Raw genomic sequence first — 19,136 nt, forward strand, 5'->3', positions numbered from 1 at the left:
AGAGGGAATTTATGAAAAAATATGCATTAGTAACTGGAGGCAGCGGAGGGATTGGCTCTGCTATTTCAAAACAATTAATTCAAGATGGATATACAGTATATGTTCATTATAATAACGGTGAAGAGAAAGTGAATGAGTTGCAGAAAGAATGGGGTGAAGTGATTCCTGTTCAAGCCAATTTAGCTTCTGCTGATGGAGCAGAGCAATTGTGGGAACAAATTGAACAGCCTCTTGATGTTATCGTATATGCAGCTGGGAAGAGTATATTTGGACTCGTAACAGATGTGACGAACGATGAATTGAATAATATGGTAGAACTTCAAGTGAAGAGCATCTATAAACTATTATCAATGGCATTGCCATCTATGATTCAGCGGAGAAGCGGCAATATTGTACTTATTTCGTCTATATGGGGCCAAATTGGTGCATCATGTGAAGTGCTTTACTCGATGGTAAAAGGTGCACAAAATTCATATGTGAAAGCTTTAGCAAAAGAAGTTTCATTAAGTGGATTAAGGGTTAACGCGGTGGCACCAGGTGCGATTGAAACGGAAATGTTATATGTATTTTCAGAAGAGGATAAGAATGGAATTGCTGAAGAGATTCCGTTAGGCAGGTTAGGATTACCAGAAGAAGTAGCGAAAACAGTGTCATTCCTCGTATCGCCAGGTGCATCTTACATAACGGGACAAATTATCGGAGTAAATGGCGGTTGGCATTGCTAAAAAATTGTTACATAAAAAATAAAAAACTGTACAAATTAAGTATGATTCTATTACTAAGTAGTGAGGTGCTTATACATGTCAGTTTTAGATAATTTTGATCAATGGAAGAGCTTTTTAGGAGAACGATTAGAACAGGCATCAGGAAAAGGTCTTGATGGCGGTGCTGTATCAGATATGGCATTTCGTGTTGGAGATTATTTAGCAAATGAAGTAGAAGCGCGTAACGATCAAGAGAAATTATTGTCTGAGCTTTGGAAAGTTGCTGATGAACAAGAGCAACATACAATCGCAAACTTGATGGTGAAGTTTGTACAACATAAGTAAAAAATAGAGAGGAGATTCTCCTCTCTATTTTTTTTGTATAATAATAACGCGGGTTAGATTATACATTTAGCTTCCCTATTAAGGTGAAATCATATAATATAGTACGTAGGTGTAAAGTAAGCAAGGGGAGTGATCTTGGATGATTGAATGGTATTTTGAATATGAAATACATAAAAACCGACCTGGCTTGCTTGGTGACGTTTCTTCGTTAATCGGTATGCTCGGCATTAATATTGTCACAATTAATGGTGTAGATAATGCACGACGTGGATTACTCCTTATGTGTGATAATCAAGAGCAAATCTCTAGACTTGAATCAATTTTAAATACGATGGATAACATAACGGTAACGAAATATCGTCCGCCAAAGCTAAGAGATAAGCTAGCGGTTAGACATGGTAGGTACATACAACGAGATGCGGATGATAAGAAGACATTTCGATTTGTACGTGATGAATTAGGGTTACTTGTAGACTTTATGGCTGAAATCATGAAAAAAGAAGGTCATAAACTAATCGGGATACGAGGAATGCCTCGTGTCGGAAAAACGGAATCCATTGTTGCCGCAAGTGTTTGTGCAAATAAAAGATGGTTATTTGTATCATCTACTCTTATTAAGCAAACTGTTCGTAGTCAATTGATTGAAGATGAGTATAGCGACGACAATATTTTCATCTTAGATGGGATCGTGTCAACAAAGCGTGCTAACGAAAGGCATTGGCAGCTTGTTCGTGAAATTATGAGATTACCTGCAACGAAAGTTGTGGAACATCCTGACGTATTTGTGAGTCAGTCAGAATACACATTGGATGATTTTGATTATATTATCGAGTTGCGTAACGATTATGATGAAGAAATTCAATATAATTTAGTAGATGAAATTGAGCAAGGTACGCAAAATAATTTCTCTATGTTTGACTTTTAAAGAAATATTGAGGTGTTAGTAGTGACAGAATTAGGACAAAAGCTGAAAGAAGCAAGAGGAACGAAAGGCTTGTCTATTGATCAGCTGCATGAGATTACAAAAATTCAAAAGCGCCATTTAGTAGCGATTGAGGAAGGCAATTATGATGTATTGCCAGGAGCTTTTTATGCGCGTGCATTCATTAAACAATACGCAGATGCGGTTGGATTAAGTGGAGAGGAACTGCTTGTAGAATATCAGAGTACGATACCACAATCTGAAAAACGCGATGTTCCACAAGTATCAACAGGACAAAAAACACAAGAAACAATGCAAAAATCTTCATCATGGCCAATTGCAGATCATATGCCGAAAATTTTAGTTGCGTTGTTAGTAATCGCATTTGGAGTGGTAATTTGGTTTGTTTTCCAAGCGTTAACTGGAAAAGGTGATGAGAAAGTTCCGAACGCTCAAAGTGAAAAAATTGAGGTTAAAAAAGCAGAAAACTCTCCGTTAGATACAAAGAAAGATGAAGTGAAAGCGGAAGAGCCTAAAAAAGAGGAACCAAAGAAAGAAGAGCCAAAGAAAGAGGAACAACCAGCACAGCCAACTGGTCAACAAGAAGTGAAAGTAGTTGGGACAACTGGTAAAGTATCTACTTTGGAAATTCATAATAATAAAACATTAGAACTGGAAATATCGGGTAAAGGTGCGAGTTATGTAGATGTTAAAGATGATGCGGGGAAGGTAATTCTAAACACTACAGTACAAGAGGGTCAAATAGAAAAACATGATGTATCAACATTAAAAGAAGTGCGACTTAATATTGGAAATGCAACGAATATTGAAGTTAAACTGAATGGCCAAGTGGTCGCTTATCCATTGGATCCAGAAAAAGAACTTCACCAAAGATTGGTGATAAAAAACCAAGGGATAGAGCAACCTGCACAATAACAGTCATCGCTTCGATGACTTTTTTCAATGAACAAATGTTTTTGATATGATGGAGGAATAGCTGTGAATTTACCAAATAAAATTACAATATCTAGAATCTTCTTAATTCCAATTTTTATGGTAATTATGTTAGCGCCCTTTGATTGGGGTTCATACACAATTGGTGATGTTGATTTACCAATTCAACATTTAGTAGGGGCACTTATCTTTATTATTGCTTCGGCTACAGATTGGATTGATGGATATTACGCAAGAAAGTATAATCTTGTAACGAATTTAGGGAAGTTCCTTGATCCGTTAGCTGATAAATTACTTGTTTCAGCAGCACTTATCACGTTAGTGGAGATGCAATACGTACCTGCTTGGATCGTTATTGTAATTATAAGCCGTGAGTTTGCAGTAACAGGTTTACGCCTTGTACTTGCTGGAACAGGAGAAGTAGTGGCAGCAAATCAGTTAGGAAAAATTAAGACGTGGACACAAATTATTGCGATTGCAGCGTATTTATTACACGATGTACCTTTAAATTTAATCCATATCCCAGTTGCTGATATCTTTATATGGATTGCATTATTCTTTACTGTTATTTCAGGGTGGGATTATTTCTGGAAAAATAGAGCTGCTTTTGTAAACTCAAAATAGAAGTTTATGGGGGGATTAGGATGAATGCTGAAATTATTGCGGTTGGAACTGAATTATTACTTGGACAAATTGCAAATACAAATGCCCAGTTTTTATCTGAAAAGTTAGCTTCAATTGGAATTAATGTGTACTACCATACTGTAGTTGGAGATAATAACAAGCGATTACAGCAGGCGATTGAAGTTGCGGAAGAACGTGCTGACATGCTTATTTTCACAGGTGGGTTAGGCCCGACAAAAGATGATTTGACGAAAGAAACGATATCTTCTAGTTTGGGTGGAGAGCTAGTGTATGATGAACTGGCATTAGCATCGATAAGCGAGTACTTTAAGCGTACAGGTCGCGAGTTCACAGAGAATAATAAAAAGCAGGCGCTCGTTTTGAATGGATCAACTGTATTTGCGAATGATCACGGCATGGCACCTGGTATGGGGTTAAATAAGAACGGGAAAGTTTATATTTTATTACCAGGACCACCGAAAGAGATGAAGCCGATGTATATAAGTTATGTAGAGCCTTTTTTACGTAACTTTACAACAGGAGAAAACATTTATTCTCGTGTGCTTCGCTTCTTCGGGATTGGGGAATCTCAATTAGAAGTGAAAGTTCAAGATTTAATTGATGGACAAACGAATCCGACAATTGCCCCCCTTGCGAATGATGGAGAAGTGACACTACGTTTAACTGCCAAACATCAAAATGCTGATGAAGCGGCGAAACTCATTCAGCATATGGAAGATTTGATTTTAGAAAGAGTAGGAGAATTTTTCTACGGGTATGATCAAGAGTTTCTGCATGATAAGGCGATAGAGTTATTGAAGAAAAAAGAATTAACTTTAGCGTGTGCAGAAAGTTTAACCGGTGGACTCTTCGGGAATCAAGTAACAGAAAGTGCTGGTGTGTCTTCAGTATTTAAAGGCGGTGTCATTTGTTATCATAATGATGTGAAGCAATATGTTTTACATGTACCTGAGGGAGTGTTATCTACTGATGGTGCAGTAAGTAAAGAATGTGCTCGTTATCTTGCTGAAAATGTTAAGGGTCTATTAAAAGCAGATATCGGAATTAGTTTCACTGGGGTAGCAGGACCGGATGCTTCAGAACATAAAGAGCCGGGAACAGTATTCGTTGGATTGGCGATGAAGGATGAACCAACTGTAGTCTTTCCTCTTAATTTAAGTGGAAGTCGTCAACAAATTAGGGAACGTTCGGTGAAATATGGATTTTATCATTTATATAAAAAGCTAGAAGAGATATGATTCTCTTCTAGCTTTTTTTAATGCTTAAATGCAGTTTTATTTAATGGAAAATAAAAAAATCGAATAAATGTTCGATTTTTGTTGGCAAATTGAATTGAAAATAGGTATAATGAGATTAGCAATTCAGTTAAGGAGGAATTTTGAATGAGTGATCGTCAAGCGGCATTAGATATGGCGTTAAAACAAATAGAGAAGCAATTTGGTAAAGGTTCAATTATGAAATTAGGAGAACAAGCGGAGCGTAGAGTTTCTACAATTTCAAGTGGTTCTTTAGCACTTGATGTGGCACTAGGGGTAGGCGGATACCCACGTGGCCGTATTATTGAAATTTACGGACCTGAAAGTTCAGGTAAAACAACAGTTTCATTACACGCAATCGCTGAAGTACAGCGTCAAGGTGGACAAGCAGCGTTCATTGATGCGGAGCATGCGATGGATCCTGTATATGCACAAAAATTAGGCGTTAACATAGATGAATTACTATTATCACAACCTGATACAGGGGAGCAAGGACTAGAAATCGCAGAAGCACTTGTACGAAGCGGTGCGGTTGATATTATCGTAATTGACTCTGTAGCAGCTCTTGTACCGAAAGCTGAGATTGAAGGAGACATGGGAGACTCACACGTAGGTTTACAAGCTCGTTTAATGTCTCAAGCACTTCGTAAACTTTCAGGTGCAATCAATAAATCAAAAACAATCGCAATCTTTATTAACCAAATTCGTGAAAAAGTTGGGGTTATGTTCGGGAACCCAGAAACAACTCCAGGTGGTCGTGCGTTGAAATTCTATTCAACAGTTCGTCTTGAAGTACGTCGTGCGGAGCAATTAAAGCAAGGTAACGACATCGTTGGTAATAAAACGAAAGTAAAAGTAGTTAAGAATAAAGTAGCACCACCATTCCGTGTTGCTGAAGTTGATATTATGTATGGAGAAGGTATTTCAAGAGAAGGTGAAATCTTAGATATGGCTTCTGAACTTGATATCGTTCAAAAAAGTGGTGCTTGGTACTCTTATAATGAAGAGCGTTTAGGACAAGGTCGTGAAAATTCGAAGCAATTCTTAAAAGAGAATACGGATTTAAGAGAAGAAATTGCATTCTTTGTTCGTGATCATCACGGAATTGGTGAAGACTCTGGTGTGGAAGACACGGAAGATTCAAATCTTCAAGATTAAAAAATAAAAGACACGGTCCCGTGTCTTTTATTTTTAATTATTATGAAAGCGTTGTATATCGTTGGCGGAAAAATATTTAATCTGCTTAAAAGGCTATGTATAAAGAGGAATATATGCATGTTTTATATGAATAAACTGGAATTTACTAAGGTTTTCCAGGATAATATGCTGTCTGCTTTTTAAATTCATATATGAATTAGGGCTGAAGGTAAAGAAAGTAAAAGTAGACAACGCTTGACAATGAAAATTGCGATAGATACAATGAGAATGTATATTTTTTCTTATATACGAAACACTCTTCTCAAGAAGAGAAGTAATATTCGGAGTAAGACTTAAATCTTGCCGAAATAATAATATGACATTTTAATTGTGAAATGAAGAAAGTCCCTTAAAAAAGTGGGGCGACGGTCTTTGCTGTATGTTGGTATTCAATGTACATGCCGACAGTCTTTTTTCATTCATAGCAAGGGGAGGTGAAATCATGAGTAGTACTACAGTTTGGATACTCATCTCCATTTTGCTTGCAACAGTCGGTGCAGTTGTTGGCTTTTTTGTTCGAAAGTCTATTGCTGAAGCGAAGATTAATGGTGCAGCTAATGAAGCGAAACGTATTATAGACGAAGCGAATCGTGAGGCTGAAGCACTTAAGAAAGAAGCGCTTTTAGAAGCAAAGGATGAAATTCATACACTTCGTACAGAAGCTGAATTAGAAATTCGTGACCGTAGAAGCGAATTACAAAAACAAGAAAATCGTTTAATGCAAAAAGAAGAGAACCTTGATCGTAAAGACGAAACGCTCGATAAACGCGAGCTACAGTTAGAAAAGAAAGAGGATTCTCTTGTAGCGAGACAACAACAGATTGAAGAGTTGGAAAGCAAAGTGGGAGAGTTAGTTCAAAAGCAACAAACAGAATTAGAGCGCATTTCCAATCTGACACGCGAACAAGCGAAAGCAATTATTCTTGGTAAAGTAGAAAGTGAAGTTTCTCATGAAATTGCCGTAATGGTAAAAGAAAGTGAAGTTCGTGCGAAAGAAGAAGCGGATAAGAAAGCAAAAGAAATCTTATCTCTTGCAATGCAAAGATGTGCAGCTGATCATGTTGCTGAAACAACCGTTTCGGTTGTAAATCTTCCAAATGACGAAATGAAGGGACGTATTATCGGACGTGAAGGTCGAAATATTCGTACGTTAGAGACGTTAACAGGTATTGACCTAATTATCGATGATACACCAGAAGCGGTTATCCTTTCTGGATTTGATCCAATTCGTCGTGAAACAGCTCGTATCGCTCTTGATAAACTAGTACAGGACGGACGTATTCACCCAGCACGTATTGAAGAAATGGTCGAAAAATCAAGACGTGAAGTGGACGAGTATATTCGCGAAGTCGGAGAGCAAACAACGTTTGAAGTGGGTGTTCACGGTTTACATCCAGATTTAATTAAGATTTTAGGTCGTTTAAAATACCGTACAAGTTACGGACAAAACGTCTTAAAACACTCTATGGAAGTTGCATATTTAACTGGACTTATGGCAGCAGAGCTTGGTGAGGATGAAAAACTAGCAAGACGTGCTGGTCTATTACATGATATCGGTAAAGCGATTGACCATGAAGTAGAAGGTAGCCACGTTGAAATTGGTGTCGAACTCGCAACGAAGTATAAAGAGCATCCTGTAGTTATAAACAGTATTGCATCTCACCATGGGGACACAGAACCAACTTCTATCATTGCAGTTTTAGTTGCAGCAGCAGATGCATTATCAGCTGCAAGACCTGGAGCTCGTAGTGAAACGCTTGAGAACTATATTCGTCGTCTTGAAAAGTTAGAAGAAATTTCAGAGTCTTATGAAGGCGTAGAAAAATCTTTCGCAATTCAAGCAGGACGAGAAGTTCGTATTCTGGTAAAACCAGATACAATTGATGATTTAGAAGCTCATCGTTTAGCTCGTGATATTCGAAAACGTATTGAAAATGAACTGGATTACCCAGGACATATTAAAGTAACTGTTATTCGTGAAACACGTGCAGTGGAATACGCAAAATAAAGTGGTGAAACGCCACTTTATTTTTTTGTGTTGGAATTGGTTAAAATAAAGGAAATTAGTATACAAGTGAAACAAACTTATCATACATATATTGTAAGGGGATCACTTGAAGCTATAGTAATAAAAAATGTAGTACATAGGAAGGGTAAGACATATGAGAATATTATTTGTTGGGGATGTAGTAGGATCTCCTGGTAGAGGTATGATTCAACAATACGTACCGGCATTAAAGAAAAAATATACACCTACAGTAACCATTATTAATGGAGAAAATGCAGCAGGTGGACGTGGAATTACGGAAAAAATATATCGAAACTTTTTAGAATGCGGGGCACAAGCGGTTACACTTGGAAACCACGCTTGGGATAACCGTGAAGTATTTGAATTTATTGATGATGCAAAATATCTTGCGAGACCAGCTAACTTCCCAGAAGGAACTCCAGGAAAAGGACTTATCTTTGTGAACTGTAATGGAACAGAGGTTGCAGTTATTAACTTACAAGGACGTACATTCCTTCCTCCAATTGATTGCCCATTCCGTAAAGTGGATGAATTAATAAACATTGCAAAAAAACGTACGAATATTATCTTTATTGATTTCCATGCGGAAACTACAAGTGAAAAACAAGCGTTAGGTTGGTATGTAGATGGTCGTGCTACAGCAGTAGTAGGTACACATACACATGTTCCTACAGCAGATAATCGTATTTTACCAAGCGGAACGGCATATATCACAGATGTTGGTATGACAGGTCCTTACGATGGGATTTTAGGTATGGATCGTGAAGCAGTATTGAAGAAGTTTTTAACAAACTTACCAGTACGATTTGAAGTGACAAGTGGTAGAACACAATTAAGTGCAGTGCTAGTTGATGTGGATCCTAATACAGGAAAAGCTAAGAAAATTCAGCGTATCTTAATTAATGATGATCAACCATTTTTTGAGTAATTCCTGGGCATAATTTAGAAAAGTTATTATTTTTTAATTTTTTAGAAAAATTACAGAAATTTAGCAGGAATACGCGTCATTCCTCGTGAATATAAGTTAAAGTGAAATAATTGCTAATACTTTTTATAGAAACGAGGAGGAAACGCGGAATGGAAATATTAAAAGTTAAAGCAACGTCGGTCCCTAATTCTGTAGCTGGTGCACTTGCAGGTGTTATTCGCGAACGCGGAACAGCAGAAATTCAAGCCATTGGTGCAGGTGCATTGAACCAAGCGGTAAAGGCAGTAGCAATTGCAAGAGGATTTGTAGCGCCTAGTGGTTTGGACCTGATTTGTATCCCAGCGTTCACAGATATTATGATTGATGGGGAAGAGCGTACAGCAATAAAATTAATTGTAGAACCTCGTTAAGTTTAAACAACCTGTTTGCAGTATGCAAACAGGTTGTTTTTATAATGGAGGAATGGAAATGAAAATCTTTGATGCTCATTGTGATGTACTCTTTCAGTTATGGAGTGCACAAGGGAAAAAGGATTTTAAAAACAATCCGCAATTACATATTACATTTGAACAATTAAAGAAAAGAAAAGGGAGTATACAATGTTTTGCTATATATGTGCCAGAAACGGTGCTATATGAAAAACGCTTTGAAGTGGCATTACAAATGGTCGATATTTTTTATAATGAAATTCTATCATTACCGGGTGTGAAGTTTATTCAGACAAAAGATGATATTAACATGTTAAAACAGGACGAGATTGGAGCGATATTAACACTAGAAGGATGCGAAGCAATTGGAAAAGATGCAATGAAATTACGGTTGTTTTATCGTCTAGGAGTACGTTCTTTTGGACTAACATGGAATTATGCCAATTTATTAGCTGATGGTGCGCTAGAGACACGTGGGGCGGGTTTAACGACCTTTGGTAAACATGTTGTACAAGAACTTAATACGTTACATGTATGGACTGATGTGTCTCATCTGAATGAAAGAAGCTTTTGGGATGTGATAGAAATTGCAAAAAATCCTATTGCCTCCCATTCAAATTGTATGAAACTTTGTCAGCACCCGCGTAATTTAAACGATGAACAACTTAGAGCTCTTATAAAGCGAAATAGCATGATTGGTGTTACTTTTGTACCACAGTTTCTAACAAGTGAAAAACAAGCGAATATAGCGGATATAGTAAACCATATCGAATATATTTGTTCATTAGGTGGAGAGAACAATATAGGATTTGGTTCGGATTTTGATGGAATTTTAGAAACAGTTGTACATGTATCAGCGTATAGAGAATACGAAAATGTAATGAATGAGCTTTGTAAACACTATGCAGCATCTACTGTAGAGCGATTTTTATATGATAATTTTGTGGAACATATAAGCTTTTAAGATTTTGGTTTTAAAAATCCAGAAAAATTAGAATTAATTCATTTGATATTATTGCTTTTTTTAAGACCTAATACTAGAATGAAAAACAAAATAGCTTTATACTAAAGATTCAGGGAAATCAGAAGAGGCATAATTTGCGTCCGTTGTAGTTTATTTGTATAAAAAATGCTAAACTATTACTGTAAAAAAATACACTACAATGAATGCAGCCAAAAGGGGTGTAGGAGATGATTAGTCAACTTTCGTGGAAAGTTGGAGGCCAACAAGGTGAAGGAATTGAAAGTACAGGAGAAATCTTCTGTATTGCATTAAACCGATTAGGGTATTACCTATACGGTTACCGCCACTTCTCATCACGTATTAAAGGCGGCCATACAAATAATAAAATTCGTGTAAGTACAACAGAAGTACGCGCGATCTCAGATGATTTAGATATTTTAATTGCTTTTGATCAAGAAACTATTGATTTTAACTTCCACGAACTACGTCCAGGTGGAATTGTAGTTGCGGATGCGAAATTTAATCCGACAATACCTGATAATACAGATGTAAATCTATATGTGATACCGTTTACAGATATTGCTTCAGAATTAGGCACATCATTAATGAAAAACATGGTTGCTGTTGGGGCATCAAGTGCGGTATTAGGATTAGATGAAACAGCTTATCTAGATGTTGTTGAAGAGATCTTTGGTCGTAAAGGAGAGCAAGTTGTTCAAAAGAATATGGACGCAATTAAGCGCGGCTCTCAATATATGAAAGAATTGCTAGGTGAAAAAGTAAACATGATGCAGCTTGAAAAAGCTGATGGTAAGAAACGTATGTTTATGATTGGAAACGATGCAATCGCATTTGGTGCGGTAGCTGGTGGTGCTCGCTTTATGTCTGCATATCCAATTACACCCGCATCTGAAATTATGGAATACTTAATTAAAAAATTGCCAAAAGTTGGCGGGACAGTAATCCAAACTGAGGATGAAATCGCAGCTTGTACAATGGCAATCGGTGCAAACTATGCTGGTGTTCGTACATTAACTGCATCTGCTGGTCCGGGTCTATCTTTAATGATGGAAGCGATTGGTTTAGCGGGTATTACAGAAACACCATTAGTAATTGTTGATACACAACGTGGTGGTCCAAGTACAGGATTACCAACGAAACAAGAGCAGTCTGATTTAATGGCGATGATTTACGGTACGCACGGTGAGATTCCAAAAATCGTAATGGCGCCAAGTACAGTGGAAGAAGCGTTCTATGATATTGTAGAAGCATTTAACCTAGCTGAAGAATATCAAGTTCCTGTTATTTTCTTAACGGATTTACAGCTTTCTTTAGGAAAACAAACGGTAGAACCGCTTACGTTAGATAAAGTGGAAATTCGTCGCGGTAAGCTTGATTTAGAAGCGGAATTACCAGAACGTGAAAATAAAGCATACTTCAAGCGTTATGAAGTAACAGAAGATGGCGTTTCACCACGTGTTTTACCTGGTATGAAAAATGGTGTCCACCATGTTACAGGTGTAGAACATGATGAAACTGGTAAACCATCTGAATCAGCAATAAACCGTAAAGATCAAATGGACAAACGTTTCCGTAAAATGGAGAACTTGAAGTTTAATACCCCTGTTTATAAAAATGTTAAGCATGAAGAAGCAGACGTATTGCTTGTTGGATTTAACTCAACTCGTGGTGCGATCGAAGAAGCAATGGAGCGCTTAGAACAAGAGGGTATGAAAGTAAACCATGCTCATGTGCGTTTAATTCACCCGTTCCCAACAGCTGAAATCGATCCACTTGTGAAAAGTGCGAAGCGTGTTGTAGTGGTAGAAAACAACGCAACAGGTCAGCTTGCTAACATTATGAAAATGAATCTTGGTAACGGTGAGAAAATTTCTAGTCTTTTAAAATATGATGGGAACCCATTCTTGCCGAAAGAGATTTACAACGAATGCAAAAAAGGGGTTGTATTAAATGGCAACATTTAAGGACTTTCGTAACAGTGTAAAACCAAACTGGTGCCCAGGTTGCGGAGACTTCTCGGTGCAAGCTGCAATTCAACGTGCGGCAGCTAACGTTGGCTTAAATCCAGATGAACTTGCTGTTATTTCTGGTATCGGCTGTTCAGGTCGTATTTCAGGTTATATTAATTCATATGGTGTGCATAGTATTCATGGTCGTGCCCTTCCAATTGCACAAGGTGTAAAAATGGCAAATCGTGATTTAACAGTTATCGCATCAGGTGGCGATGGTGATGGTTTTGCGATTGGTATGGGACATACAATCCATTCTATTCGTCGTAATATCGACATTACGTATATCGTAATGGATAACCAAATTTACGGATTAACAAAAGGGCAAACTTCACCACGTAGTGAAGCTGGATTTAAAACGAAGAGCACACCACAAGGTTCAATTGAGCCATCATTAAATGTTATGGAAATGGCTTTAACAGCTGGTGCGACGTTTGTGGCGCAAAGCTTTTCAAGTGATTTAAAAGAATTAACACAAATTATTGAAGCTGGTATTAACCATAAAGGTTTTTCATTAATTAACGTATACAGCCCATGTGTTACTTACAATAAAGTAAATACTTACGATTGGTTTAAAGAGAATTTAACAAAACTAAGTACAGTAGAGGGATATGATCCGTCTAATCGCATGATGGCTATGCAAACATTAATGGAAAATAACGGATTAGTAACAGGTTTAATTTATCAAAATACAGCGCAACCTTCATACCAAGAACTTGTAAAAGGCTATAGTGAGAAGCCTTTAGTGCAAGCTGATTTAAATATGGATCAGAAAATGTTTGATGAACTTGTTGCTGAATTTATGTAATATAAGAAGAGGAGGTTGCCATGTGGCAACCTTTTTTATGAGAAAATATAGGATAGTCTTATTTACTTAGAAAATTCAGAATGGTAAAATAATATGTAAATCGTTGTATGAAAATGGTGAGTTCATTGCTTATAAAATGTAAGATCCAAACAGAGCATCTTTCTTGTTAAAATTGGCGAAACGCTTCATACTATGGTAATGTTTATAAAGATAAAGCAATATGCTTTTGGGTAGGACAAAAAGAAATGTTAAAAGGGAATGTCTATTTGTGTGTGGGGAAGACTTCATTCTTATGAATGATTAGATTGATTACTCAAGTTTCAAAGGACAAGTTATCTCTCAAGCTATCTAACCATTTTTGAGGTGAGTCAAAGCGCATTAAAATGGACTATAGAATGTGTATAGTTAAGGGTGAAAGGAGATTACCGATGAACGAGCAACAACGATTAGCAAGTCAACAAGCAAATTCCTCTACGAAAAAAGAAGAGAAAGATTATAGTAAATACTTTGAAAGTGTATACCAACCACCTTCCTTAAAAGACGCGAAAAAACGAGGGAAAGAAGAAGTTAAAATTGAACGGGATTTTGGCTTACCTGAAGAGTTTCGCAATTTTGGTACAGGAAGAAAGTTCTATATTCGTACATATGGTTGTCAAATGAATGAGCATGATACGGAAGTAATGGCAGGTATTTTCACTGCACTTGGATATGAACCAACCTTTTCAACTGAAGATGCAGATGTAGTGTTATTAAATACTTGTGCCATTCGTGAAAATGCTGAAAATAAAGTGTTCGGTGAACTAGGTCATTTAAAGTCATTAAAAAGAAGAAATCCGGACCTTTTAATTGGTGTATGTGGTTGTATGTCGCAAGAAGAATCTGTTGTAAATAAAATTATGCAAAAAAATCAGCATGTAGATATGGTGTTTGGAACGCATAATATTCATAGATTACCGTACATTCTAAAGGATGCAATGTTCTCGAAGGAGACGGTAGTTGAAGTTTGGTCAAAAGAAGGGGATGTAATTGAAAACCTTCCGAAAGTACGCCGTGGCGATATTAAAGCTTGGGTAAATATTATGTATGGCTGTGATAAGTTCTGTACATATTGTATTGTGCCGTATACACGTGGAAAAGAGCGAAGCAGACGTCCAGAAGACATTATCCAAGAAATCCGCCATTTAGCTGCGAATGGTTATAAAGAAATTACATTACTTGGACAGAACGTAAATGCATATGGTAAAGACTTTGAAGATTTTGAATACGGACTTGGCGATTTAATGGACGAACTTCGTAAAGTTGATATTGCCCGTATTCGTTTTACAACGAGTCATCCACGCGATTTCGATGATCACTTAATTGAAGTGCTTGGAAAAGGTGGGAACTTAGTAGAACATATTCACTTACCGGTTCAATCTGGAAGCACAGATATGCTAAAAATTATGGCGCGTAAATATTCACGTGAGCATTATTTAGAGCTTGTAAGAAAAATTAAAGAAGCAATTCCAAACGCGGTATTAACGACTGATATTATCGTCGGTTTCCCAAATGAAACAGATGAGCAATTTGAAGAAACGATGTCGTTATATCGTGAAGTAGGATTTGATACTGCCTTTACCTTTATTTATTCTCCGCGCGAAGGTACACCAGCTGCAAAAATGAAAGATAATGTACCGATGGAAGTGAAGAAAGAACGTCTGCAACGCTTAAATACATTAGTAAATAAATTGGCAATTGAAAAGAATGATCGTTATAAAGGTCAGATTGTAGAAGTGTTAGTTGATGGGGAAAGTAAAAATAACGCGGAAGTACTTGCAGGTTATACTCGTACGAATAAACTTGTAAACTTCGTTGCGTCAAAATCTTTAATTGGTCAGCTTGTGAAAGTAAAAGTAACGGATGCGAAAACTTGGTCTCTTAACGGAGAATTAGTTGAAGAGCCGATTGAGGTGGAATAATAGATGAAAGTATATACGAAAGATGATATTGTTGAGCAAGCGAAAGAATTAGCAAAAATGATTTCTGAAACAGAAGAAGTTGATTTCTTTAAGAAAGCAGAGGCGCAAATTCATAAAAATGAAAATGTAAAGCGCGCAATTGATGAAATTAAAGCACTGCAAAAGCAAGCAGTAAACTTGCAGCATTACGGGAAATGGGAAGCTTTGAAAAAAGTAGAAGCTGAAATTGATGCATTGCAGGATAAGTTGGATAGTATCCCAGTTGTACAAGAATTTAAATCTTCACAAACATATGTAAATGACTTACTACAGCTAGTTGCCAGTACGATTTCTAACAACGTAACAGATGAAATATTAATTTCAACGAATGGCGATGTATTGAAGGGTGAAACGGGCGCAGAGGTAGAAAGTAAAAAAGGAAATTGTGGTTGTTAAAGAGATGTCGAATTGACATCTCTTTTTTTAGTGGGTTAAACGTAAGTTCTTCTCGAAAAAAGAATGACACATTCCGCTATTGTCACGCATATGATTAAGTGAATAGTGATTGAGGAGGGTTACGAATGTCCGAATTTAGAGAGATTATTACAAAAGCAGTGGTTGGAAAAGGACGTAAGTATACAAAGTCAACGCATACATGTGAATCGAATAATGAGCCAACAAGTATTTTAGGGTGCTGGGTAATTAACCACTCGTACGAAGCAAGAAAGAATGGAAAGCATGTGGAAATTGAAGGTTTCTATGATGTGAACACTTGGTATTCGTTTGATGGTAATACAAAGACAGAAGTTGTAACAGAACGTGTGAACTACACTGATGAAGTGAGTATTGGGTATCGTGATAAAAACTTTTCTGGTGATGATTTAGAAATTATTGCTCGTGTCATTCAGCCACCAAATTGTTTAGAAGCTCTTGTATCACCAAATGGTAATAAAATTGTTGTGACTGTAGAACGTGAATTTGTAACAGAAGTAGTTGGAGAAACGAAAATTTGTGTAAGTGTAAATCCTGAAGGTTGTGTAGAATCAGACGAAGATTTCCAAATCGATGATGATGAGTTTGAAGAATTAGATCCGAACTTTATCGTTGATGCAGAAGAAGAGTAATAGAAAGCTAGGGAGAAGTTCTTCCTAGCTTTTTACTTTACATAAGTAGTGCTTGAATGACCATGATTCCTTATGAAATGTGCTATAATGAAGAAAGACTCCTGAAATAGGAGATATGGATGTCCGTGAAATGTGACATATATGAATATAGATTATTATGTAAGAATTATGGAGGATAAGTATGACGCAATATACGCCTATGATACAGCAATATTTAAAGGTTAAGGCAGACTATCAAGATGCCTTTTTATTTTTCCGATTAGGTGATTTTTATGAAATGTTCTTTGAAGATGCGGTTAAAGCAGCTCATGAACTTGAAATTACATTAACGAGCCGAGATGGTGGTAGTAGTGATCGTATACCGATGTGCGGTGTACCGCATCATGCGGCTAAAAATTATATTGAACAACTTGTTGAAAAAGGCTATAAAGTAGCGGTTTGTGAGCAAGTGGAAGATCCAAAAACAGCTAAAGGTGTAGTGCGCCGTGAAGTCGTACAACTCATTACGCCAGGAACGATGATGGAAGGGCGTACGATTGATGAGAAAGAAAATAACTTCTTAGCAGCATTAACACATTTTGAAGATGGATCGTATGCGTTAGCTTGTAATGATTTAACGACTGGACAAAATACAGTAACGTTGTTAACAGGTTCAGTAGAAGATATTTTATTAGAAGTGTATGCAACTGGTTCAAAAGAAATTGTTGTAGATTCTACATTTTCGAAAGATGAATTAAATAAATTAACTGAAACATTAAAAATGACGATTTCGTATGAAGATGCAACAACGATTCCAGAGGGATTAGAACATCTTGTGAAAAATGTTTCACAAGCAAAGTTAATTAAAGCAATTGGTCGCTTACTTAACTATGTAATAAGAACGCAAAAACGTTCGTTAGACCATTTACAACCAGTGGAAATTTATTATACAAACCAGTTTATGAAAATTGATGTGCATTCAAAGCGAAATTTAGAACTGACAGAAACACTTCGAACGAAAGAAAAAACAGGATCATTATTATGGCTATTAGATAAAACGAAAACAGCTATGGGTGGTCGTATGTTAAAACAGTGGATGGAACGTCCACTTATTCAGAAAGAAAAAGTGGAAGAGCGTTTAGAAATGGTTGAAACATTTGTAAATGATTACTTCTTACGTGAAGATTTAAAAGAAAAATTAAAAGAAGTATATGATTTAGAACGTCTAGCAGGGAAAGTTGCATTTGGTAATGTGAATGCACGGGACTTATTACAGTTAAGACGATCTTTACTTCAAGTACCAGCTATTTTAGAAGCGATTAGTTTGTTAGATAATGCGTATGCAGCAAGGTTAATTCAAGGTGCAGATCCATGTGAGAGCTTAACTGAATTACTAGGAAGAAGTATTCAAGAAAACCCACCGCTTTCTATTAAAGATGGAGATATTATTAAAGACGGCTATAATGACAAGCTGGATCAATATCGTTACGTTAGTAAAAACGGAAAAACGTGGATCGCCGAGCTTGAAAAACGAGAGCGTGATATTACAGGAGTTAAATCGTTAAAAATCGGGTACAATCGTATTTTCGGTTATTACATTGAAGTAACGAAAGCGAACCTTGCAGCATTACCAGAAGGCCGCTATGAGCGTAAACAAACGCTTGCTAATGCTGAACGTTTCATAACAGATGAGCTGAAAGAAAAAGAAACGTTAATCTTAGAAGCAGAAGAAAAAATTGTACAATTGGAATACGATTTATTTACAGCGCTTCGCGAAGAAGTCAAAGTATTCATTCCGAAATTACAGCATTTAGCGAAAGTAATTAGTGAACTAGACGTACTGCAAAGTTTTGCGACAGTTAGTGAAGAAGAACAGTTTGTAAAACCTGTTTTAACAACTAAGCGCGAAATCTTTATTAAAGATGGTCGTCATCCTGTCGTTGAAAAAGTATTGAACGGGAAATTGTATGTACCGAATGATTGTATTATGCCGGAGAAGATGGATGTCTTTTTAATTACAGGACCGAACATGTCTGGTAAAAGTACGTATATGAGACAATTAGCACTTGTAACTGTTATGTCACAAATTGGTTGTTTCGTACCAGCAACAGAAGCAGTATTACCTGTATTCGATCAAATCTTTACGAGAATTGGTGCAGCGGATGATTTAATTTCAGGTCAAAGTACATTTATGGTTGAAATGTTAGAAGCGAAAAATGCAATTGCAAATGCATCAGAAAGAAGTTTAATTTTATTTGATGAAATTGGACGAGGTACATCTACGTATGATGGTATGGCACTTGCACAAGCAATCATTGAACATATTCATGACCAAATCGGGGCAAAAACGTTATTCTCTACGCATTATCATGAATTGACGGTGCTAGAAGAAAGTTTAGATCAACTGAAGAATGTACACGTTTCAGCTATTGAAGAGAACGGAAAAGTAGTATTCCTTCATAAAATTCAAGATGGAGCAGCAGATAAAAGTTACGGAATTCACGTTGCGCAACTTGCGGAGCTCCCAGATAGCTTAATCGCTCGTGCGAAAGAAGTGTTAGCACAACTAGAAGGACAAGAAGAAATTATTATTCCAAAGCGTGTAGAAGTGAAAGCGCAAGAGCAAGAAGTAATTCCAGAGCCTGTAGTTGTAAAAGAAGAACCAGTAGAAATCGAAGAAACGAAGGTAGAGACTGAAGAAGAATCGCAACTATCATTCTTTGGTGGAGAACAGTCTTCGAAAAAACAAGACAAGCCAGTTTTAGATGCAAAAGAAACGGCAGTACTTACGCAAATTAAAAAAATTGATTTACTTGATATGACACCTTTAGAAGCGATGAACGAACTGTATCGCTTGCAGAAAAAGTTAAAGAAAGGATGAGTAAG

General features: G+C 36.8%; 17 protein-coding genes. All 17 read left to right on the plus strand.

Going from position 1 to position 19,136, the window contains the following annotated elements:
* Positions 1–11 precede the first annotated feature (11 nt).
* A complete protein-coding gene (ymfI, locus tag MR113_RS01300) occupies positions 12–725 on the plus strand; it encodes an elongation factor P 5-aminopentanone reductase (protein WP_242250706.1) in 714 nt (237 codons plus the stop codon).
* 75 nt (positions 726–800) lie between these two features.
* On the plus strand, positions 801–1,049 hold the full coding sequence (locus tag MR113_RS01305; protein WP_000114455.1) for a DUF3243 domain-containing protein: 249 nt from the start codon (positions 801–803) through the stop codon (positions 1,047–1,049).
* Positions 1,050–1,188: 139 nt separating this feature from the next.
* On the plus strand, positions 1,189–1,974 hold the full coding sequence (locus tag MR113_RS01310) for a DUF3388 domain-containing protein (RefSeq protein ID WP_000574107.1): 786 nt from the start codon (positions 1,189–1,191) through the stop codon (positions 1,972–1,974).
* A 21-nt stretch (positions 1,975–1,995) separates the two neighbouring features.
* Complete coding sequence (locus tag MR113_RS01315) at positions 1,996–2,907, plus strand: helix-turn-helix domain-containing protein (protein ID WP_242250707.1); 912 nt, start codon at positions 1,996–1,998, stop codon at positions 2,905–2,907.
* Between the two features lie 63 nt (positions 2,908–2,970).
* Positions 2,971–3,549: a CDP-diacylglycerol--glycerol-3-phosphate 3-phosphatidyltransferase gene (gene pgsA, locus MR113_RS01320; RefSeq protein WP_001052972.1), complete on the plus strand. Its 579-nt coding sequence runs from the start codon at positions 2,971–2,973 to the stop codon at positions 3,547–3,549.
* 20 nt (positions 3,550–3,569) lie between these two features.
* Positions 3,570–4,808, plus strand: coding sequence for a competence/damage-inducible protein CinA (cinA, locus tag MR113_RS01325; RefSeq protein ID WP_242250708.1), 1,239 nt, complete (start codon positions 3,570–3,572; stop codon positions 4,806–4,808).
* A 144-nt stretch (positions 4,809–4,952) separates the two neighbouring features.
* On the plus strand, positions 4,953–5,984 hold the full coding sequence (recA, locus tag MR113_RS01330; protein ID WP_063260397.1) for a recombinase RecA: 1,032 nt from the start codon (positions 4,953–4,955) through the stop codon (positions 5,982–5,984).
* Positions 5,985–6,465: 481 nt separating this feature from the next.
* Positions 6,466–8,031, plus strand: a complete 1,566-nt coding sequence (gene rny / locus MR113_RS01335; protein ID WP_016086643.1) for a ribonuclease Y — start codon at positions 6,466–6,468, stop codon at positions 8,029–8,031.
* A 154-nt stretch (positions 8,032–8,185) separates the two neighbouring features.
* Positions 8,186–8,980, plus strand: coding sequence for a TIGR00282 family metallophosphoesterase (locus MR113_RS01340; protein WP_001221093.1), 795 nt, complete (start codon positions 8,186–8,188; stop codon positions 8,978–8,980).
* Positions 8,981–9,129: 149 nt separating this feature from the next.
* On the plus strand, positions 9,130–9,390 hold the full coding sequence (gene spoVS, locus MR113_RS01345; protein WP_000404341.1) for a stage V sporulation protein SpoVS: 261 nt from the start codon (positions 9,130–9,132) through the stop codon (positions 9,388–9,390).
* Between the two features lie 58 nt (positions 9,391–9,448).
* Positions 9,449–10,372: a dipeptidase gene (locus tag MR113_RS01350; protein WP_242250709.1), complete on the plus strand. Its 924-nt coding sequence runs from the start codon at positions 9,449–9,451 to the stop codon at positions 10,370–10,372.
* Positions 10,373–10,599: 227 nt separating this feature from the next.
* Positions 10,600–12,357, plus strand: a complete 1,758-nt coding sequence (locus tag MR113_RS01355) for a 2-oxoacid:acceptor oxidoreductase subunit alpha (RefSeq protein WP_242250710.1) — start codon at positions 10,600–10,602, stop codon at positions 12,355–12,357.
* A complete protein-coding gene (locus tag MR113_RS01360; protein WP_000190158.1) occupies positions 12,344–13,210 on the plus strand; it encodes a 2-oxoacid:ferredoxin oxidoreductase subunit beta in 867 nt (288 codons plus the stop codon). Before MR113_RS01355 ends, MR113_RS01360 begins: the two co-directional genes overlap by 14 nt.
* Positions 13,211–13,638: 428 nt before the next feature.
* The gene (gene miaB / locus MR113_RS01365; RefSeq protein WP_242250711.1) at positions 13,639–15,168 is read left to right on the plus strand and encodes a tRNA (N6-isopentenyl adenosine(37)-C2)-methylthiotransferase MiaB; all 1,530 of its coding nucleotides are present in this window, start codon (positions 13,639–13,641) and stop codon (positions 15,166–15,168) included.
* A gap of 3 nt (positions 15,169–15,171) precedes the next feature.
* Positions 15,172–15,603 (plus strand): YlbF/YmcA family competence regulator, encoded by a 432-nt coding sequence (locus tag MR113_RS01370; protein ID WP_000870464.1) that lies wholly within the window; start codon positions 15,172–15,174, stop codon positions 15,601–15,603.
* Positions 15,604–15,728: 125 nt separating this feature from the next.
* On the plus strand, positions 15,729–16,271 hold the full coding sequence (cotE, locus tag MR113_RS01375) for an outer spore coat protein CotE (RefSeq protein WP_001288800.1): 543 nt from the start codon (positions 15,729–15,731) through the stop codon (positions 16,269–16,271).
* Positions 16,272–16,452: 181 nt separating this feature from the next.
* Positions 16,453–19,131, plus strand: a complete 2,679-nt coding sequence (mutS, locus tag MR113_RS01380; RefSeq protein ID WP_242250712.1) for a DNA mismatch repair protein MutS — start codon at positions 16,453–16,455, stop codon at positions 19,129–19,131.
* The last annotated feature ends 5 nt before the right edge of the window (positions 19,132–19,136 follow it).

Origin of the sequence: Bacillus cereus group sp. BfR-BA-01379 (assembly GCF_022663605.1) — a bacterium.
Classification (GTDB): domain Bacteria; phylum Bacillota; class Bacilli; order Bacillales; family Bacillaceae_G; genus Bacillus_A; species Bacillus_A mobilis.